This is a genomic window from bacterium (assembly GCA_029210965.1).
Taxonomy (GTDB): Bacteria; BMS3Abin14; BMS3Abin14; order BMS3Abin14; family BMS3Abin14; genus JALHUC01.
In genome coordinates, this window is sequence record JARGFZ010000023.1 from 23,276 (window position 1) to 44,098 (window position 20,823).

Sequence of the window (20,823 nt, forward strand, 5' to 3'; positions counted from 1 at the left end):
TCTTCTTCAAAACATTTTGCGAGGAGGTCACGCCTTGGCGTGATCCCCCACTTGTCCCGCCTTGGCGGAATCGAGGGAGCGAAGTGAATCCGCCTGGTACCTCCCCCACCCCGGTCCCGTTCATACCGGGACCGGTTGATGGACTTGAAAAAAGTCCATCAACCTTCCACCTCTCTGTAATGCGCCAGTTCCATGGTGAAACTCCCCCGGCCTTGAGTCATGGAGCGCAGGCTGGTCGTATAACCAAACATCTCGAGGAGAGGAACCTTCCCGCTGATCACCTCTACGTGACCCTGATTTTCTACCCCCTCGATAATGCCGCGGCGGTGGGTCAGGCTTCCCATGACATCTCCTGTAAAATCATCCGGAGTCTCAACCTGCACAGCCATGACCGGCTCCAGCAGGACCGGACCAGCATCTCGCAAGCACTGGTTCAGGGCGTTGGATGTTGCCGCTTTAAAGGCCACATCGGTTGACCGATCAGGATGATACTCGCCATCAAGCAGGAGGATTTTCATATCGATAACAGGGTATCCTGCCTTGACGCCACTGGATGCGGCCTCCAAAGCCGCTTGCTCTATAATACGCTTCATTTCAGGCGGGATCTTTCCATCAGCGACCTGATCTTCGAACTGTACGGCACCACCCATTAGCAAAGGCTGGACCTGGAGGGTGACTGTGGCCTCCTGGTCCTTTCCTGCTATCTCTCTTGCGAACCTTTCTGTTACCGAAACAGTTTTTGTTACTGTTTCCCGATAAGACACCTGGGGATTTCCTACCTTGCCCTGAACGTTAAATTCTGTAAATAATCGTTCTGAAAGAACATCCAGGTGAAGCTCACCCATTCCACTTAAAATAACCTGCCCCGTTTCCTCATCCACACGAACCTGAAATGTAGGATCCTCTTCAGCAAGAACATCCAGAACGCTCATTAGCTTTTCCTGATCCCTTACGCTTTTAGGTTCAATGGACACAAAAATCACCGGTTGCGGGAAGACGGGCTCCTCAAAGCTTATGGGGCTTTCAGGATCGCAAAAAGTATCACCGGTCTTTGCATTCTTCAGGCCCACAAGAGCCAGGATGTCTCCGGCGGCCATTTCCCTGATCTCTTCCCGCCGATTGGCGTGCATCCGCATTATTTTCATGGCGCGCTCAGCCTTTTGGGTTCTGGTATTAAGCATTCTGTCACCCAGTGCGCAACGCCCCGAATATATCCTCAGATAATAAAGGGTTGGTCTTCCTGCATAAGCCATAACCTTGAACAGCAGGGCTGAGAACGGCTGGTCCACTTCCGGCAGTCTGACTTCAGGTTGATCCTTCCATTTTCCCTTCACCGGCGGCAGATCCTCAGGTGAAGGAAGATAACCGACAATGGCGTCAAGCAGAGGCTGCACACCCTTCTTTTTTAAAGAAGAGCCGCATAATACGGGCACGAAGCTGCCATTTATCGTTCCCTTTCTGATAGCCTCCTGAACAAGAACCGCAGGCACCTCTTTCTCCTCGAGATAGAGAGCCATTATCCGGTCGTCATGCTCTGACAGGGTCTCAAGCAGCTTGTCTCTCGATCTAAGGGCCGCATCAAGGTACTCGTCGGGAATTTCTGTTTTTTCAATCTTTTCTCCCTCAGGATCTGCCCAGTACAGGTTCACCATGTTTACGAGATCTATAATCCCCGCGAAGTTGGATTCGCTCCCTACAGGCATCTGAACCGGCAGAGGAACGGCCCCCAGAACCGCTCGTAAACCCTCGAGTACTTTATGATGGTCTGCTCCTATCCTATCCATTTTATTGATAAAAACCAACCTTGGTACAAGATATTTCTCAGCCTGCCTCCACACCTTTTCTGACTGGGGCTGGACGCCAGCTACTGCACAGAAAACAGCAACAGCTCCGTCGAGTACTCTAAGGGAACGCTCTACCTCGGCAGTAAAATCCACGTGTCCAGGAGTGTCTATAATGTTGATTGTGTGATCTTTCCAGATACAGGTAGTGGCAGCAGAAGTGATGGTTATCCCCCGCAGCTGCTCCTGGGGCATCCAGTCCATCTGTGCCGATCCCTGATCCACCTCCCCCATGCGGTGAATCTTCCCGGTGTAGAAGAGGATTCTCTCTGTAGTAGTGGTTTTGCCCGCATCAATGTGGGCAATAACACCAATATTTCGCATTTGGCTGATGGGCATCGGGGCCTCGCTAGGGGTCTGGTGAGGTTCTCCGATAGTCTCCCAGGCTCGGAGTTCCAGGTTCCAAATTCCAGGTAAACCAGCAGGCTGACCTGTAAATATTAAAAAGTGATAAAATTGAATGAGGTAGCAGGGATAGGAATAACAGTAGAAGTAGAAGTAGAAGTAGAAGCTGAAATATTGTCGATGCCCTTAACTTATACTTATACTTATACTTCTACGTATCCAACCCTCTGCACTTTACACTTTGCATTCTCTATAGATTATCTTTCGTGATCACATAATTGGAAATGACCTGTCCGGAAGTTCCCAGCGGCCCGAACCGTTTTCCGTTTAACTCGAACATTATACCACCGGCATTACCTATATAAAGGGTTACCCTGTCCACAGCCTTGAGTCTGATCTCATCTCCCGATTTCATGGTAGTTTCCCACGGTTCGGATGAATCCGCCTGGATTCTCAACCATGTTTTTTCAGTTGCTCTCAGGAGAAGGTCCAACTCTATTATCGGCTCTTCCCTGGCAAACCCTTCCTGGGCGACCTCCGGAGCTACCAGTCCCGTGGCTTCAGTCTGAACTGTTCCCTTTTCCTGTACCCCATCCTCACCTTTTTTATCCCCCCCATGAAGAAGAATGCCGCCGGTGACAAGGGCCGCCAAAAGGAATCCAGACAGGATGAGGGGCGTTATCCTTTTGGAACCGCTGGTTCCATTACCCTCCTCTGCAGGTTCTTCGGAATAGATCTGGTCTACGAGATCCATGAGAGGCAAGGGATCGCTTTCAAGCTCGGCACAGATTGCCCTTATGAAGCCTTTGATAAAAACCGGTCCAGGCAGATCATCCAAATTGCCATCTTCTATGGAGTGCAGATATCTGGCTCCAATCCTTGTTCGGGTGGCCAGATCGTTGACTTCCATGCCCGCATCGGTCCTGCAGCTTCTGATCCTTCCCCCCAGCTCCCCGGCAAGGAGGAGTGCCTCATTCGATGAGGTCCAGGTAGCCTCTTGCAAGTCTGGCCTCCTCACTGTTTCGGTCAACAAGATCCACGACCACATTGAATTCCCGTCTTGCGGCAACAAAATCTTTCTCTTTGTAATATACGATACCCAGATTAAGCCTTGCGCTTGCAAATTTTGGTAATCTCTGCACTATGTCCTGCAGGATTATCTTGGCTTTGTCGTACCTGCCCTCATCCAGATAGATCGTTGCGATCCGGTTCTCGGTATCAGGCTGATTGTCCTTGATGTTGAGAGCCCTTTTCAACATCTCCAGAGCTCTGGCTGACTCTCCCTTTTTGTAGTATGCCCAACCGATGATGGTCATAGCCCTCTCAGGCGTGTCGTAATTTACTTCCTCCAGGGCCTTCTGACAGGATTCAATGGCCTCATCCCACCGCCCCAGCTTCAAATAGGCGTAACCAAGGTTGTTGTAGGCATCAGCGTGTTTTTTGTTAAGTTCAATTGTCCTTTTAAACTCCTCCATAGCCAACTCGGGTTCCTCACGAAGAAGATGCACTGTACCGAGAGCGAAATGGACATCCGGCTCCTTGGGGATCAGTCTCGATGCCTTCGTAAGCTCGAACAATGCCAGTTCCACATTACCCTTACTCAGATAATTAGAGCCTAACTTCATGTGAATCTCGCCTTCTCTCTGATCGGTTGCCTTCATCTGGGAGGTTCCCGCACAGGAAAGGCTCAATAAGGATAATAGCATGGCAAACAGCAAGACCACGATTTTCATATTTGTTTTCAAATCTCCCAACCTCCCGATACACTTAATAATTTCTAAAACCTTGAGAGAAACCTTATTACTTCCATCCTGTTCTTTTTCACAGGCAGGAAGCTTTCGTTAAGCCCTGCAGGAACTTCTACATTGCCAAGAGCCAACTCTTCACTGGACCATTCGACCACTTCCTGCACAACTGCTTCAGGCTCCTCGGGTATTTCCTTTTCCTCATCCAATTCAGTGTTCTCAACGGCCTCGAACCGTTCCGATTCCTCCTCAACCATCTCCTCGTCATCCTGGACATCGGCTGGTTCTTCAGGAACAGAGAACTCTTCCTCGATCTTTACCGACTCCCTTTTGCTCTTATTTAACTTGGTTTTATCAGCAACATCAGGTTTTAAAAAAGCCTGCTTCAGAAGTTCATCAAAATCCCCCTCTGCTATGACAACACCTTTCATGCCGGAAGATTCGGTACCATCAATATCTTCTTCATCAAAACCCTCAGGTTCCTCTTCATCGATCTCTTCGTATTCCCCCGCTTCGATCTCATCTTCATCCGCCAACTCCTCCGGTTCATCATCGTCGATCCCCACATATTCCACCCCTTCGATCTCATCTACTTCCGCCAACGCCTCCGTCTCATCCAGTTTCTCCAACTCCGCAATTACCGGCGCCGCATATAGGATCTCTTTTTCAACCCAGGCAGACCTCTGGTCAGGAGTCATCGTCTCCCACGGGACCTCTTCAAGGATCGACCCCATTTCTTCAACGAAAACAATTGCCTCCTCAAGAACCTCCTCCTTCCGGTCAAGGGAATAAGGGTTCTCATCACACCCATAGACCACGTGTATCCCTGGTTCCAGCATGTAGAAGATAATGTAGGATTCCAGATTCCCACTGGAGTGGCCGGTAATGATGTACACCTCAGACGGTTCCGAGCTGTGTTCCCCAACGGAGACACGAACCTTGTTCATGCCGCGGTGAACCATGGCAAGAGAGTTCTGATCTATAGGTACCGATTGCACGTTAGAAAGGAGTTCAAACATACCCTCACCTCACTGACCTGAATTATCTGATTTTTGTACCATTTATAAGGGGTTTGGCGCAAGGAGAAGAACTGTGAACAGTGAATGGTGAGCGGTGAATGGTGAGCGGTGAACAGGGTACTGTTGAGAAAATGCACTATTCCATGAAATTTCATTTCTTTAACCCATTCACAATTCACTATTCACTTTTCACCTCTCTTTAAAGCTACCGTCTGTCTTGCATATCTGTTATTTAGTTAACATGGAAACTGACATTCTTATCATTGGTAGCGGTGTGGCAGGTCTCATGACCGCCCTCAAATCCTCCAGCTTCGCCAACGTCACCATCGTCACAAAAAAAGAAGCTGAGGACACCTCCACCAGCAAGGCGCAGGGTGGGATCGCCACTGTCCTGGACGATGTCGACAGGTTTGAATACCACATCCGTGACACCCTGAACGCTGGTGCCGGACTGTGCCATGAGGATGTGGTGGAGGTTATTGTTACCGATGGTCCCCAGGCCATTCGTGAACTCATAGACATGGGTGCACACTTTACCGTATCCAAGAACGGTGATCTTGATCTCGGGCGGGAGGGCGGCCACAGCCACCGGCGTATTGTCCACTCACAGGACATGACAGGGCGCGAGATACAGAGAGTCCTGCTGGAAACAGTGCGGCGATCAGACAAAATACGCCTCCTTGAGCACCACACGGCGCTTAACCTTGTCACTTCCGGTACCATCAGCGGAATTTTGCCTGAAAACTCGTCCGAAGATAGATGTGTAGGCTGCTATGTTCACGATACCAAAACGGGCGAGATCATACATTTTCTGGCTCGCGCTGTCGTGCTGGCAACCGGCGGAGCCGGGAAGGCCTACCTTTACACCAGCAACCCCGATGTAGCTTCCGGTGCCGGCGTAGCGTTAGCTTATCGGGTAGGTGCTGATATAGCCAACATGGAGTTTATTCAGTTTCATCCCACATGCCTGTTCCATCCAGAGGCTAAATCGTTTCTGATAAGCGAAGCTGTCCGCGGTGAAGGGGCCATACTGAGGACCCTGGATGGCCGGGCTTTCATGGAGGATTACCACCCCATGAAAGATCTGGCCCCGAGGGACATCGTAGCCAGAGCTATCGACAGCGAACTTAAGAAGAAAGGAGACGATTTCGTTCATCTGGATATTACTCACAAACCAGCCAGAGAGATCATTGATCGGTTCCCAAACATCTATCAACAATGTCTGGAGTACGGTTTTGATATGACCAAGGATCCTCTTCCTGTAGTTCCTGCTGCCCACTACCTATGCGGTGGGGTTCTTACCGACCTGGATGGGAAAACCACCATCCCGAGGCTTTACGCTTGCGGCGAGACAGCTTGCACCGGTCTCCACGGCGCCAACCGCCTTGCCAGCAACTCCCTTCTCGAGGCCCTTGTCATGGCGGACAGGATCGCCAGCTCTTTCCGGAAAGATTGGGACACTTTGTTGCCGCCATCGGGTGACGGGATCCCCCCCTGGGACCCAGGGGATTCGGTGGACTCGGATGAGAACGTTGTCATTACCCATAACTGGGACGAGATCCGAAGAACCATGTGGAACTACGTGGGGATCGTGCGCACCGACAGAAGGCTTCAAAGGGCTCTTGACAGGATCTTGCTGCTCAAGAAGGAAGTGGAAGAATATTACTGGGATTTCAAGATAACAAGAGAACTCATCGAACTGAGGAACCTCGTTTCTGTCTCCCTGCTCATCATCCGTTGCGCCATGGCCAGGAAAGAGAGCCGCGGTCTTCACTATACCCTGGACTACCCCGAGCAGGACGAGGCGTACCGGAAAGATACGGTGATAAATCGAAGGCAGTATATGAAGAAGCAGAATGCAGAACGCAGAACGCAGGACGCAGAATAACACCAACTTCCGGGATTCTGGATTGTGAGTCCTATCTGAGATTTGAGATACCAACAAGGAATTTTAATATGATCGAAAAGCCCGACCAGCGCATTCTCAACCTTCGAAACGCCATCGACACCGTGGACAGCAGGATCATCGAGCTGCTGCAGGAACGATCTTCCCTGGCCAGAGAGATCGGTAATGTGAAAAAAGAGATCGGGATGGAGATCCTGGATCCCTCACGGGAGGGCAAGATCAGGAAGAAACTTGCAAGCGGCACTCAAGGTCCTATGGAAACGGGCGCACTGGTGAGGATCTATGAGGTCATCATGGCGGAAAGCAGGAGGCTTCAAGAGGATTAGGGAGCAGGAGCCAGTACCCAGGAGCCGGGAGCCAGGAGAAAACCCATATTTCTTAGAAAGCGGTCGAAGCCAAAAACACAAATATCAGGGTAAACACGACTTATCCTACTATATGTCTAGCCCGCATTATTCATGATGTTTATCGTGCCATTCCCATTTATCCATATTTGCCGCACAGTTAGCTGACATCTCATCACCATCATGAATAATGCGGGCTAGTTTCCGGATATCGGATCATTAACTGAAGACTAACAGCTGTCTGCTTTTTCCCCTATAAGCCAACACACAGATACCAGGCCTGTTACGCCAAAGGCGTGATTTCACCGTTTCAAACCGTATAATGCAGATGTTTATCCCCGATACTCCGACACTCAGTCTCCACCCCGATTCTCCGGTTCACCGCCTGCCCTGAGCCTGTCGAAGGGTTTCTCCGTTTCATTCCGAAGGAACTGTTATTCCACTCCGACACACCGATACGCCTTTATGCCGATACATCTTTTCTACTGGCTCCTGTATCCTGGGTCCTGGTTCAAATTTAAGATCTGAGATCTGAGATCTGAGATCGGAGATTGTGCAGTCTACTGTTCACCGTAAACTGTTCACTGTTCACTGCTCTTTTCATACTCCCCCATCACATCTTCAGCGATCTCCCGGAAGTAAGGTGATGGACAGAAACGGATGAACCCGCTAAGGATCCAAAGCGCCTGGCCGCGGTTTCCCTGATCCATCTCGGAAGCAGCGGTGATGAGGGTCACCTCCAGCCTCTCAGCCCAGATCAGCTTCGTCTCGTACAACTCCTGAACCACCTTCACAAATCGGTTTTCGGACAACACTCTCTCAAAGTTCATCCCCTCCTTAAGCACCCAGGAAACCTGCCTTATTGCCTCGATGTTATCACTTGTGAAGTGCCCAAGAAGCTCCTCTGTCTCAAACTGGCCGAGACGATCAAGGAGCCCAAAAAGTTCCGCTATTTTTTCGTCGGATAAATGCATGGAATAGTTACACTTTCGGTGTCCGTTTGTGATTCAGGCTCGGAAAGGCCTGGTTCTGAATGCCATACCCCAAAGTGGCTGTAAAAGAATAGGGAATATGGGAGGAGGAGTTATGGCACAAACGCTGTTTTCTTCCTTATTCCCTATTCCTCATTCCCTCTTCGGCTTTTCAATCGATCATCAAAAACGCATACCTGTTCATCTCTTCATCATAGTCCTTCAGCACCTGAATGGGTAAACTGTACTTTCTCACAGTCTCATACACATCCACTCCCATGGATTCCGGGCACGGCCTTGCCATGGCCAGGTTAGTGCAATCGTGACGTGTACCACGACACCGGGCGCACAAATGACATTCGTCCATGAACAGGAGGAACGCCTTCCTGAAATCCCTCAGGAAAACCTCGCGTTCAACCTTCAGAAGTCTGGTGTTGATCTCCCGGCTGAACACGTCCCTGGTTGCTGGATCTTCGAGACTGGCCCTTATATGGAAAACTACCCCATGGCTGTACTCGCTAAAAAACTCCCTGCACTCTTCGATGGATGGGGTATTGGGCGGACAGGTGCCTTTCTTCCCATAGGAACCGCACCCGTACATGCACTTCATCCTGACCCACTGAGCGACAACGATATCCGAGGGTTTGATCCACTTGAACCTGTCGAAACCGTTCTTTTTGAAGACCTTTTCCAGGTCAGGGTAACTCATAAAAGTCCCTTCGAGTTTGAATTCACAATCAGTAATTCTGAATCCTCAATACTTTAAATCATTCACTCTGCACTTAACCAGGCTTCACCTTGAACCCGACCAATCACCGACCTTGCGCAGCCCGGCTCCCAGAGGTATCACTCCCACAAGGAGGGAAAGAACACCGGCCCCTATCAACCCGAAAATGGCATCACCGCTTGTCAGTGCTGAAAGACCCATCCGGCCGGCGAAAAGTCTGTAAACCGGGGCAGCCAGGAAAACCACCATGAACCCGATATAACCGAGACTCAGGATCATCGATGCAACTCCAGCAGGTGAAGCCGGGATCTGAGCCTCGTTCTCGAAATCGAACCTTGGGTACAGGGCCCCCATGCCCAGACTCAATCCGGTCAAGGCCAGCGCCATGGCCAATGAGGCGACTGAACTCAGTATCATCATACCGCCTCGCACCCCCATCACCAGGTTTGTAGTAATTGTGAGTATCAGGGCCAACAGGCATAAAGGCAGGGCCGCGAAAAGATACTTGGCCATAAAAAACCGTTTCATGGAGACCGGAGAGGAAAGTGTTATCCATAAAGCCTGTCCTTCGAGGCTGACGGAGGGAAAAACAAAACGTACGCAAAGGGCTGATAAGACAAACCCGCTTATGGCAAGGTTAAGGAAAGCTACCAAATTCTTGTAAAACATCCCCCCCATTGGAAAAGTGCAGGCATTGTAAACGTAAAGTACAACAAGGGCACCCAGTAGAAAAAGCTGAGTCCAGCGGGAAGGATCGCGCGCAAAAAGCAGGATATCCTTTGTTATGTAGGACCCGGTGACCGGGTGATACCGGTTCATGATCCGCTCCACCAGGGTAATACTCTTCCTCCTTTTTTTAACTCGCCCCTCGTCCACGCTTGCCAGGCTGCTGCGATAGAAACACCTGAATACTGAGTAAAAAAGGAAGAGCATAAAAGCGGAGGTGGCGAAGAGGGCCAGGATGTTGTTCCAGTAAACCTTCCCTGCGCCTTCCGTACTGAGACTGACCACCGCCCTGGTGGCCCAGCTGGTAGGCATGAAAGAAAATTCAGGGACAGTCATGGCCTTTACAAAATCCATGACCTGCTCTGTGGGAACGTCCATAAAAAGGCGTTCGGGGCGGCTCATCCGAAAAAGCATGATGATCATTGCCGCCACTGCCAGACTGATGAAGCTCACCGCCTGGTTGACCCGGGACGCTGGCAACAGTTTCATCAGAAGCATCGCCAGTGTGGAGCCCAGAACTACGGGAATCGTCACCAGCAGGAAAAACGCCGGTACCCACCCTGCGATGAAACTCCATCCCAACCCCAACCTGCCGGCATAGGCAAAGAATGGTGGTGATCCGAAGATGAGGATCATCCATGAACTTTGAACAAATACCAGAGTGAGCCGCTGATAAATGAAAGCTGTGGGTGAAACGGGGGAGGTCACAAGGAAAGGTATCTCACGGCTCATATAAAAGCCTGAGATGGCCGAAGACATGCTGGACAGGGTAAGGAGACCAAAAAAGGATAAAAACAGCGTATGGATGAGCTGCTGGAGCAGGAAGGGGGCCAGAAACTCCAGTTTCTCCTGGATGGCGGCGATGAGACGGGAGAAAAAAATATTGTCAAGCTTGATGAACACCAGACCCAGCAGCAGGACACCAAGGAACCAAAGCAGATCCTTCCCTTTGCCGAAACGAAAGTGGTTGACGAATTGTCTCAACCTGTATCCAGCCAGAAGGCCGGAAGATCTTGTGAAGCCTACTACTGAACCCATGGAAAACCTTGAAGAAGGAAGGTAGAAGGTGGAAGGTGGAATAAATAACTGGTGCAGCAGTGCAATAAACAGGTGCGTGAGTGCACTCCCTGCACTATTGCACTAATGCACTTTTCGTTCTCCCTCATTCTCTATTCCTCATTCCCTATTCCAAAAAAAGCCTGATTTTCCCCTTCACTCTCAATTGTAAGCCGCAGAAAGATCTCTTCCAGATGAGATCCGGGAACGCGGATCTGCTGCCCAAGTTCCTCCACACTTCCCAGGGCGGTTACCCTCCCGTGATGAATGATCCCGATCCGGTCGCAAACCGCCTCTGCTGTGGAAAGCTCGTGGGTCGTTAAAAAAATGGTCATTCCTTCCCGAGCCAGATCCCTGAACAACTTCCTTACCTTCCGGGCTCCCCTGGGGTCCAGTCCCACCATGGGTTCATCAACGATAAGGACTTTGGGGCTGTGGAGCAGAGCTGCCGCCATGGCCAACCGTTTTTTCATACCGTGGGAATAGCTTTCAATCAGTTGGTCAGACCATTGGGTAAGATCGAAAAATCCGAGTTGTCCGGCAGCCGCCTCACCTGCGGCACTATTGCTCATACCGTAAAGCTTTCCTGCAAACCGCAGGAATTCACTCCCGGTCAACCGCTCAAAAAGAAAGGGTGTATCGGGAATAAACCCCGTAACAGCTTTGGCCTTGAGCGGTTCTGTGACCACGTCATAACCCCCCACCGAGACATGGCCCCTTGTGGGGAGCAAAAGTCCCGATAACACCTTTATAGTGGTCGTTTTTCCTGCACCGTTGGGGCCCAGGAAACCAAACACCTCTCCTGCAGGAACCTGCAGGTTCAGGTCGTGTACCGCCTCGAAATCACCGTAACGTTTTGTGAGGTTGTTTATGGAAATCATGAATGGCGCGCCTTTATTCTACCTGCTATCCAGGCTCGCTGTCGCGCCCGGAATATGGAAGGTGGAAGATATAACCGGTGCACAAGCGCAGTAAATGAGGTGCATGAGTGCACTCCTTGCACCATTGCACTAATGCACTTATCATTCTTCCCTATTCCCTATTCATCCTTCCCTCTTCGCCTTTATTGTTTCAAAACCATCTTCGCTGTTAATTCACTCCCCTCCCGAATGATACTTACCTTAACATTCTCTCCCCACTCGACGGCCTCGAATTTGGATTTGAATGTTTCAAGGTCAGGGGTGGGAGATCCGTTGATCTTGACAATGAGGTCCCCCGGCCGAAGCCCGGCCTTGTCGGCCTGGCTCATCCTGGCGATGCGTGTGATCAGGACTCCTCTTTCGTACCTGTAGCCGAGTTGCTCCGCCAGTTTTTCTGTCAGTTCATCCACCGAGAAACCAAGAGCTGTCTGCAGGCGCACACCCCCATCACGGGGCCGGGCGGGCAGTTCTCCCACCTTGACCATGAAGGTGCTCGGCAGACCATCCCTGATCAGGACTACCGGAACTTCATGACCAACAGGAAGGACACTTGATATCCTGTAAAAGGAATCCACATTTTCCACGATCCTCCCCTTGACCCGTGTAATGATGTCCCCCCGTTTAATACCGGTGTCTTTTGCCACTCCCCCTTCAAGAACTTCACTGACGATCACCCCTTGGCTCACACCGGCTCCAAAAGCTTCCAGGATGGCGTCTGTGACCTCCTGAACCCTCAAACCCAGATCCGATCGGACCACCCGGCCGGTTCGAAGAAGATTTTCCATGATAGTGGAGGCCATGTTGGAAGGAATAGCAAACCCGATCCCCTGGTAGCCGCCGCTTCGGCTGAAAATAGCGGTATTGATGCCGATCACCTTACCGTCCAGATCGATGAGCGGGCCTCCGCTGTTACCTGGATTGATAGCCGCATCGGTCTGAATAAAATCCTCCAGGTCGGCCAACCCCACATCAGCCCTCCCTTTGGCGCTTACGATCCCCACCGTTACACTCTGTCCAAGTCCAAAGGGGTTGCCTATTGCTATGGCCCATTCTCCCACTTCGATATTGTCGGAATCCCCCATCGTGGCGACCGGGTAGTTTCCCTCCGGCAGCTTGAGCACGGCGATATCGGTCCGCGGATCGCTGCCGATTACCGTAGCGGAAACCTCCGCCCTGTCGCTTAAAGTGACTCTGATCTCCTCTGCACCTTCGATGACATGGTTGTTGGTCAGGATAATGCCCTCTTTTTTAACGATGACCCCTGAGCCCAACCCGACCTGGAGCATTTTTTCATCAGACGGGCCGAAATACTCTCTTCCGAAGTCCTGTCCAAAGAACTCTCTGAACGGCTCGAACATCTCACCGAAGAACCGGTCCGAGGGCCCGAATCTTCTGGATGAAGAACGCCGAAAGGTCCTTATGTTCACGACAGAGGGGGTGACGTCACGACTGATGCGGACAAAAGCCCGGCCCGTACTCTTAAGGGCAAACAGTTCACTGTCCACGGAGTCGGCCACAGCCAAACAGGCGAAACCAGCTAAAAAAAATATCGCCGCTGCTGTGGCGACCTGGAACAGGCGGAAGCTAGCTGAAAAAATCCGAGGCACTGAGTCCCTCTTTTTCAAGATACTCCCTCAGGTTTTTGATGATCCTGGCCTCCAGCTGCCTGACCCTTTCTCTGGTTATCCCCAGCTTTTCACCAACGACCTGCAGCGTATATGGATCATCTCTCATCCATCTCATTGTAAAGATCTTCCGATCCCGGTCAGCAAGTGTCGCCACAAATTCGGACAACTTTTCAAGATAAATTAACCTTGTTTCGGCATCCGCAACCCTGGTCTCTGTATCCGGTTCAAGAGCGGGGATCGTATCGTAAAGGGAGAAATCTCCATCATGTCCGCGCTTGGCCTCCAGGGAAAGATCTCCTGTGCTCAGGCGCATGGTCATCTCATCCACTTCCGATTTTTTTACCTTGAGGGATTTTGCGATAGCCTTGGAATCAGGTTCGATCCCCATCCGTCTTAGCCGTTCACGCTCTTTCCCCAGCTGGAAATAGAGGGTCCTCTGGGCCTGGGTCGTCCCTATCTTCACCATCCTCGTGTTATTCATGATGTAACGTATGATATAGGCTCTGACCCACCAGGCGGCATAGGAAGAAAAGCGTACACCTCGATAGGGGTCATATTTTTTGACTGCCTGCATCAGCCCCACATTCCCTTCCTGAATAAGGTCTACAATCTCCCTCCACAGGCGCCTGTACTCAAGAGCGATCTTTATGACAAGTTTGAGGTTCGACGTTACGAGGGTATAAGCAGAATCGATATCCTCTGTTTCCAGGTACCTGATAGCCACTTCCTTTTCCTCCTCCCGAGTCAGGACAGGGTAATGGCGAAGTGTCTGATAATAGGCGGAGACCGGATCGTATATGGCCGGTCTGGAGGAGGAATCACTTACAACATTTGTTCCTTTGAGATCCGCCGGTTCATTTTCAGGGAGAATTTCTGACTCCGAAAGGATGATCTCATCGGGGGAAACCACCTCTTCCGGAGTTTGCTGGCTGGCTTTATCTCGGGGAGCAGGATCGGCTTTAGACTTTATCCGGGTCTTAGGCTTAGGCTTAATCCTGGCCTTAATCTTAGTACTGGTACTGTCCCTAGCCTTGGGCCTGGCCTCCGGCGCCAATTTGGACCCGGACCTGGTTTGGACTGTGGTTTTCTTCTTATCAGTCATGTTGATTCCCGGCGGATCCCGCCTTTAATTGACCACATGCAGCGCCGATCTCCTGCCCTCGGCTCCTTCTCATCGTTGCCAGAACACCGTGATCAAATAGACTGTCCTGAAAAGCCCTGGTTTTGTCCTCAGAAGGCGCCCTGAGGCCTGAAAAGTTCTCGTTGCACGGGATTAGATTGACCTTGGCGGGAAGCCCCTTGAGGAGCTTCTGTAAACGCCGGACATCCTCTTGTGTATCGTTGACACCCTCAATGAGCACATACTCGAATGTTATCCTGCTCCTGGCCTTCAGCGGGAACCTGCCGACGGCTTCCATTAGAGATCCAATGGGATATTGCCTGTTAACCGGCATTATCCTTGATCTGGTTTTGTCATCGGTGGCATTAAGAGATACGGCCAGATTGATTTCCGGTCCCTCTGTTGCCAGCCGTATGATACCGGGAACCCAACCACAGGTGGAGACTGTTACCCTCCGCGGGCTGAAATTCAACCCCCTGTCCGAAAGGATCACCTCCAGGGCCGGCTGCAGGGACTCGAGATTAAGAAGGGGCTCTCCCATTCCCATAAACACAAGATTTCTCACATTCAGCCTGTCACCGGTAAACCGTATGGCGTACACGATCTGAGCCAGGATCTCCCCTGTAGTGAGGTTCCTGCCGCCAGGGTTCCTGCCCGTCTCACAAAAGGCGCATGACATGTTGCATCCGGACTGGGTGGATATACACAATGTATTGTGACCGTCCTCCGGGATGAGAACGGATTCTATCATCTCTCCGTCCTCCAGCATATGGAGGAACTTCACTGTTTGGTCGCAGGTTTCGCTCCTCTCGATCTCCCTCAGAGGCAATAGATCGCAAAGACCGGCAAGTGATTTCCTCATTGATACCGGCATATCGGTCATATTCCTGAAATCAGCTGCGCCCAGCGTGTAAACCCAGCGCAGCACCTGGGCCGTTCGAAAAGGACGGGGATCGAGACCAGCTAATAGCTCCTCGAGTTCCTCAAATGACAGATCAAAAAAATTAACCATGGGTATATATATCCGTATGTGCGTATAGCGTACGTGCGTATGTGCGTATGTTGTTACGCACGCACGCCCCGCGCAGTCACGCAAGCACGTGTCGTTCTAAAATATTTCCTCATCATCGAAAAAACAGGCGATCTCAACAACAGCCGATTCCGGAGAATCGGAACCGTGAACAATGTTTTTTTCAATGCTCTCGGCATGATCGGCCCTGATGGTCCCGGGTACAGCCTCTTTCGGGTTGGTAGCACCCATAATATCACGGTTCCTGGAAATGGCATCGTTACCCTCGAGCACCAGGACCACGACTGGTCCGGAGGACATGTACTCCATTAACTCCCCATAGAAAGGCCTTTCCTTATGTACGATGTAGAATCCACCTGCCTGTTCCGGTGTCATGTGTACCATTTTTATAGCTGCGACCCTGAGCCCTGCAGACTCAAATCTGGACAGCACATCGCCGATGACATTTTTTTTAACACCGTCGGGCTTGATGATGGAAAGTGTTTGTTCGATCCGTGCCATGTAAGAACCTCTCTTTCACTCCTTTGTCGGGAGTCTGGCACCGCTGACCGGCACCATAAACTACCGAAAAATAATGGTTGATCATCCTTTTCCACAGAAAATGTGGAAAGGTGGTGGAATACCCTGTGCACAACCTTACTTCATGAACGGCCTAAAAGGGGTTTTTCCTATCTGCATAAATTTTAATCATAAGATATTTTGTTCATTTTACAAACACTTACAGGCTTTTTACCCAAACTCATTGATTCGAAGTAAACTTCCGGTAGAACTACAAAAAAGGAAGCATAAATCCAAATATTCCACAAAAACGCCTGTTGATAAAGCTTTAACCAGAAGTTGTTGTGGAAACCTCCTCCGACCACATCCTGCGAACCTCCTCAAGCATACCGGTGGGTAGTTGGGCACCCTCAGGAAGCATTTTAAACGCCGCTTCCCTTGCTCCTGACATCAATTCTCCTTCCCTGAAAGGATGAGCAAAGCGAAATTCAGGCATACCGGCCTGTCTGACTCCGAGGAAATCCCCCGGCCCCCGGATGTCCAGGTCCGCCTCAGCTATCTCAAACCCTGAATTGGTCTTCGAAATGATCTGAAGCCTCTGTCTGGCTTCATCGGAACTTTTGGCCCCCTCCATAAGGATGCATGTGGATCTGTTTGTACCCCTTCCCACGCGGCCTCTTAACTGGTGCAGCTGGAACAAACCGAAGCGCTCGGCGTGCTCTATGACCATGAGGTTTGCATTGGGGACATCAACACCCACCTCGATAACTGTTGTTGAAACGAGGACCTGGTAATCCCCCGCTCTGAACTGCTCCATGACGGAATCCTTTTCACGGGAGGTCATCCTGCCGGTGAGAAGGCCAATGCTGAGATGTGGGAAGATCCTTTGTCTGTAATTTTCGGCCATTTCCCTGGCAGCGAGGAGCTCCAACTTTTCAGTCTCTTCTACCAGAGGATAGACAATATAGACCTGTCGGCCGGCTTCAACTTCCCTCGCTACGGAAAGGTGCATCCTGGAGCGATCCGATTCCTTGAAGATAACGGTTTCCACCGGAGTACGGCCAGCTGGCATTTCATTGATAGTGGTAATATCCAGATCTCCATATATAACCATGGACAGACTACGTGGAATGGGCGTGGCTGTCATCACCAGGAAATGAGGGCTGGCCCCTTTCCTGCCCAGTGCCAGACGCTGAAGGACACCGAAACGATGCTGTTCATCAACAATCGCCAGGTTAAGGTTCTTGAATTGGACGCCTTCCTGAATGAGAGCGTGGGTACCTATGAAAAGTTTCGTCTCACCGCTGATGGCTTTCATCAGCACTTCTTTCCGCTGTTTGCCGTCAACGTTTCCTGTTAAAAGGGCCACAGGTACACCTAGTAGCTCGCACCACTTTGATATGGTCCTGTAGTGCTGCTCGGCCAGAACCTCTGTAGGAGCCATAAGGACGGCCTGGTAGCCTGCCTCGCAAACCCTCAGCATGGAGATGAAAGCCACCAGGGTCTTGCCGCAGCCAACATCTCCCTGAAGGAGACGGTGCATGGGAACCTTCGCCGCCATATCCCTGCCCACATCCTGGAGAGCATCGAGCTGGGATCTTGTCAGGTCAAAGGGAAGAACCCGGATCAACTTTTTCTCAAGGGAACTCACCGGAGTTACTGGATGGCTTCTCCTGCTGTCCAGGGCTCTCCTCCTTGTGAGAAGCCCCAACTGGAAGGTAAGCAGTTCACCAAACTTAAGGCGTCTGTGCCAACAGCTTGCCCCCAGGTTCAAAGCCTGGACATCGTCAGTATCCGGTGGTTCATGCAGGCCGGCAAGAGACTCTTTCAGATCGGGAAGATTGTATTCTTTGCGAATATTTTCCGGGATTTCGTCACTGACAGTGTTTAAAAGCTGCGATACCGCTGTCTGGACCGCCTTTCGAACAGTCTGCTGGGAAATACCATCAGCCAACGGATAAACAGGGACGATCCCCCCACCAGAGTTTTTGGATGCCTCGCTAAGATCCGGATGATGCATTTCCAGGCTGCCTGAGAAACTGCTAACTCTTCCGCTGGCCAACACCTGGGTGCCGGGAGGATATTTTTTTTCAATGTTTGCTTTTAGCCATCGGCCGAACCTGAACCACTTCAACAAAATAACACCGTGTCCGTCGGATATCATAACCTCCAGGGTCTTTCTGGACCGGTACCCTCTTTCGCTGATGGACATTATCTGTCCGCGTATAGTAGCGAACTGCCCTTCATTAACGGCGGGTATAAGCTGGGGATGAGTTCGGTCCTGATAGGCCCTCGGTAAGAGAAAGATCAGATCCCGAGCGTTGTAAATACCAAGGCTCTCGAACCTGGCAGCAATCCTGTTCCCGATACCCGGCAGTTCAGTCAGCTGCATCCCTTCGGATTTACCAGCTTCCACCTTAGATGCCACCCAATTCAATCAGCGCTTCAGGGCCTCGTTGAGGTCCTTGAGAAGAGAATCCAGGTCAACACCGTGTGCAATCGCCCCGTACTCCAGGGACTCAGCCTCGGCGCCCAGGCACCCGAAACAGTTCATGCCGAATTTCTTAAAAACCTTGACGGAATCCGGATATTTTCTGAGAACTTCATTAAAAATCATATCCTTGTTTATTTTAGCCATGGGGTTTCCTTATAGATGAGTGTAGAGTGCAAAGTGTAGAGTGCAGATTCCAAACTTGATAAAGTCGCAAAAAATCCAATCCGGGACTTTTCGCTCCACGGAAAGGGAAAAGCGTCGTTTTCCCTTTCCTTACAAATCAATGACTTACAGTGAGAGTCATTGATTTGGGCGCCCCGCGCGGGGCGCATTGATGGACTTTTTGCGAGTCCATCAAACTTAAAACCTCAAACTACAAACCCGGTTTACCTCAGCACTGAACTGGTCCACTTGCATTTTGTCCGTGTTTATGTTAGCAATCCAAGTCTTTTACCGCAACACAAAAGCCGTGAAGCGGGCCAGACCAAAATCAACCAGGAGGCAAATATGTCCCGCACATGCGAATTATGTGGAAAAGGCCCCATGGTGGGGAACAATGTCAGCCACGCCCACAACAAAACCAAACGCCGATACCTTCCGAACCTGCAAACCGTCAGGATCAAGGAAGGCGGAGGCGTGAAAAAAGCTACTGTCTGCACTCGCTGCATCCGAACCGGCAAATTCGAGAAGGCGGTATAAATCAGGTGTTATGTGCTTGAGACCAGATCCTAGACCCTGAAATCGGGAACGCAGAAGAAGTCCCAGACACTAGACACTAGACACTAGACACTAGACACTGATTATAAGCTATATCCTCCGGGAGGTCTTAATACATCTTCCCTGATAAAGATTCCGGAGGTTTTTTAGGCCCCCTATGGGGGGCCTGTTTTTTTGAGCTGGTAGAAAGTAACATGTTGAAAGTAGAAAGATGGATATTCTAAAAGCAGATTTGATTTACCCTTTCTACTTGCCACCTTCTACTTGTCACTCGATGGCGGCTATTGCCGCCATCTCGATCTGTGCCCCCATGGGCAGTCCCGAAACTTCCACTGTTACCCTGGCAGGGGGGTTGTTGTTGAACACCTGGGCTAGACACTCGTTTACCTCAGGAAATAGTGACAGGTCTGTCAGGTAAACATCCAGGCGAAGGATACTTTCCAGACTGCTCCCCCCTTCCTCGAGGACCGCTATGAGGTTATCCAGGATTCTGTTAACCTGTTTTCCAATGTCCCCGTCAACCAGTTTCCCGGTTGACGGATCCAGTGGGATCTGCCCGGCGCAAAATATGGTATTATTCCACGATATACCCTGGCTGTAGGGCCCGATGGCGGCCGGCGCACGGTCGGTATTTATGACTTTTCTAGCCATTGAATGCTCCCGTTTAAAAGCAGCTGTCAGTTCCGCCGATGGCGGGATCAACTAAAAGCTGTAACCTGTCTTATTCAGCTGCTCCTCTTCTTTTTTCAACAGTAAGGGGCGCCCTGAAGAGCGCCCCTTAACGTTGTATTTTCTATTTAAACCTGACCGGATCTAAAACCCGGAAATATGCAAAATTAATCGTTGCAGAAAGGACTATACCATGGGCATACAACGTCAGCTTCATAGTACTCTGTTACATCCAGTACCATGAAACCACCCTTGGGGCCTCTCACCTTGATATCAAGGTTCAGGTTTGTCAGGCCCTCTATCGCCTCTTTACCGAGGGTTCCTACCGCACTGCCGACTTTCTGGTTGAACTGGTCCGGAGTGATGGCCACCGCTCTTTCTTTACCGTTTTCATCCAGCAGGACGATCTTCACACTTGAAACCCTGTTTTTACCATTGCTGTCTCCGTTTTCAACCATGAATTCAATTTTGCTGGTTTTCTTATTAAGCACCAGACTTGCAGCAGATCTGGCATATGGGGCGGGTACCGAATAATCCCCCTTTTCAAACGTCAGTCCTTTTAAAAGAGGATTCTCCACTTCTCCGGCTGATACTACCGACGGCACAATAAACGCCGCACAAATCGCCAGTACCAACAAAACCTTCATCCTACTCGATAAGCTTTTCATCTCATTTCCCTCCCGAATCAGGTTAACCGGTTAATTTATTTAATTAAACATCTTCACGGGATTAGATAAGCAAGAACAATGCCTGATTTTTGACTCTGTAACTGTTTGATAAATAAGGATTCAATATATTTGCGAAGGGAAAAGGGGAAAAAAGTTCATACGCTAAGCACAAAAATGTAATCCAATTTTGCTTAAAAACCGACTTTTATATCAGTTTAGTCAGTTTATATGGCCCGAGTTCTCACTAGCGGTCTGAAATTGGACTGGAAGGATTTTTCAGGGGGGTTTTTGGTGAACTACCACGGGCTTACGCCCGTGGCACCCTTAAAGGCCAAGCTTCGCTTGCCCGCTGTCTTCTTCACCTTGCATGCGAACATAGTTTCGAATCGTAGCTTCGTT

19 protein-coding genes are annotated in these 20,823 nt (G+C 50.4%); 3 read left to right on the forward strand and 16 right to left on the reverse strand.

The features are described from left to right. Positions 1-158: 158 nt before the first annotated feature. The 4 genes from fusA to P1S59_09620 all read right to left on the reverse strand — a co-directional run bounded on the left by fusA (position 159) and on the right by P1S59_09620 (position 4,950). Complete coding sequence (gene fusA, locus P1S59_09605; protein ID MDF1526505.1) at positions 159-2,180, reverse strand: elongation factor G; 2,022 nt, start codon at positions 2,178-2,180, stop codon at positions 159-161. 256 nt (positions 2,181-2,436) lie between these two features. Further along, a complete protein-coding gene (locus P1S59_09610; GenBank protein ID MDF1526506.1) occupies positions 2,437-3,189 on the reverse strand; it encodes a DUF4115 domain-containing protein in 753 nt (250 codons plus the stop codon). Next, a complete protein-coding gene (locus tag P1S59_09615; GenBank protein MDF1526507.1) occupies positions 3,158-3,919 on the reverse strand; it encodes a tetratricopeptide repeat protein in 762 nt (253 codons plus the stop codon). The genes P1S59_09610 and P1S59_09615 overlap by 32 nt, the downstream gene beginning before the upstream one ends. 44 nt (positions 3,920-3,963) lie before the next feature. Then, entirely contained in the window at positions 3,964-4,950 is a 987-nt protein-coding gene (locus tag P1S59_09620) for a hypothetical protein (GenBank protein MDF1526508.1), read from the reverse strand. Positions 4,951-5,191: 241 nt separating this feature from the next. Between P1S59_09620 and nadB the strand changes: the two genes are divergently transcribed. Beyond that, positions 5,192-6,838 (forward strand): L-aspartate oxidase, encoded by a 1,647-nt coding sequence (gene nadB / locus P1S59_09625; GenBank protein ID MDF1526509.1) that lies wholly within the window; start codon positions 5,192-5,194, stop codon positions 6,836-6,838. Between the two features lie 68 nt (positions 6,839-6,906). Further along, positions 6,907-7,182, forward strand: coding sequence for a chorismate mutase (locus tag P1S59_09630; protein MDF1526510.1), 276 nt, complete (start codon positions 6,907-6,909; stop codon positions 7,180-7,182). 599 nt (positions 7,183-7,781) lie between these two features. On the opposite strand, the gene P1S59_09635 is transcribed toward P1S59_09630, so the two are convergent. From P1S59_09635 to P1S59_09680, 10 genes are all read right to left on the reverse strand, one after another. Beyond that, positions 7,782-8,174, reverse strand: a complete 393-nt coding sequence (locus P1S59_09635) for a hypothetical protein (GenBank protein ID MDF1526511.1) — start codon at positions 8,172-8,174, stop codon at positions 7,782-7,784. Between the two features lie 169 nt (positions 8,175-8,343). After that, positions 8,344-8,880: a DUF2284 domain-containing protein gene (locus tag P1S59_09640; GenBank protein ID MDF1526512.1), complete on the reverse strand. Its 537-nt coding sequence runs from the start codon at positions 8,878-8,880 to the stop codon at positions 8,344-8,346. A gap of 84 nt (positions 8,881-8,964) precedes the next feature. Next, positions 8,965-10,608, reverse strand: coding sequence for a hypothetical protein (locus tag P1S59_09645; GenBank protein MDF1526513.1), 1,644 nt, complete (start codon positions 10,606-10,608; stop codon positions 8,965-8,967). Between the two features lie 185 nt (positions 10,609-10,793). Further along, positions 10,794-11,561: an ABC transporter ATP-binding protein gene (locus tag P1S59_09650; protein ID MDF1526514.1), complete on the reverse strand. Its 768-nt coding sequence runs from the start codon at positions 11,559-11,561 to the stop codon at positions 10,794-10,796. Positions 11,562-11,743: 182 nt separating this feature from the next. Continuing rightward, on the reverse strand, positions 11,744-13,207 hold the full coding sequence (locus P1S59_09655; GenBank protein ID MDF1526515.1) for a trypsin-like peptidase domain-containing protein: 1,464 nt from the start codon (positions 13,205-13,207) through the stop codon (positions 11,744-11,746). Then, positions 13,185-14,330, reverse strand: coding sequence for an RNA polymerase factor sigma-32 (locus P1S59_09660; protein MDF1526516.1), 1,146 nt, complete (start codon positions 14,328-14,330; stop codon positions 13,185-13,187). The genes P1S59_09655 and P1S59_09660 overlap by 23 nt, the downstream gene beginning before the upstream one ends. Further along, complete coding sequence (gene rlmN / locus P1S59_09665) at positions 14,323-15,360, reverse strand: 23S rRNA (adenine(2503)-C(2))-methyltransferase RlmN (protein MDF1526517.1); 1,038 nt, start codon at positions 15,358-15,360, stop codon at positions 14,323-14,325. The genes P1S59_09660 and rlmN overlap by 8 nt, the downstream gene beginning before the upstream one ends. 96 nt (positions 15,361-15,456) lie before the next feature. Continuing rightward, positions 15,457-15,879 (reverse strand): nucleoside-diphosphate kinase, encoded by a 423-nt coding sequence (ndk, locus tag P1S59_09670; protein MDF1526518.1) that lies wholly within the window; start codon positions 15,877-15,879, stop codon positions 15,457-15,459. A gap of 325 nt (positions 15,880-16,204) precedes the next feature. Further along, a complete protein-coding gene (gene recG / locus P1S59_09675) occupies positions 16,205-18,292 on the reverse strand; it encodes an ATP-dependent DNA helicase RecG (GenBank protein ID MDF1526519.1) in 2,088 nt (695 codons plus the stop codon). A 21-nt stretch (positions 18,293-18,313) separates the two neighbouring features. Next, entirely contained in the window at positions 18,314-18,514 is a 201-nt protein-coding gene (locus P1S59_09680; protein ID MDF1526520.1) for a DUF1858 domain-containing protein, read from the reverse strand. A 363-nt stretch (positions 18,515-18,877) separates the two neighbouring features. Between P1S59_09680 and rpmB the strand changes: the two genes are divergently transcribed. Then, positions 18,878-19,069: a 50S ribosomal protein L28 gene (gene rpmB / locus P1S59_09685; protein ID MDF1526521.1), complete on the forward strand. Its 192-nt coding sequence runs from the start codon at positions 18,878-18,880 to the stop codon at positions 19,067-19,069. 285 nt (positions 19,070-19,354) lie between these two features. Here rpmB and P1S59_09690 read toward each other — a convergent pair whose 3' ends face one another. Together P1S59_09690 and P1S59_09695 are read right to left on the reverse strand one after the other, a co-directional pair. Further along, a complete protein-coding gene (locus tag P1S59_09690; GenBank protein MDF1526522.1) occupies positions 19,355-19,738 on the reverse strand; it encodes a Rid family detoxifying hydrolase in 384 nt (127 codons plus the stop codon). A 185-nt stretch (positions 19,739-19,923) separates the two neighbouring features. Further along, entirely contained in the window at positions 19,924-20,424 is a 501-nt protein-coding gene (locus tag P1S59_09695; protein ID MDF1526523.1) for a hypothetical protein, read from the reverse strand. Between the last annotated feature and the right edge of the window lie 399 nt (positions 20,425-20,823).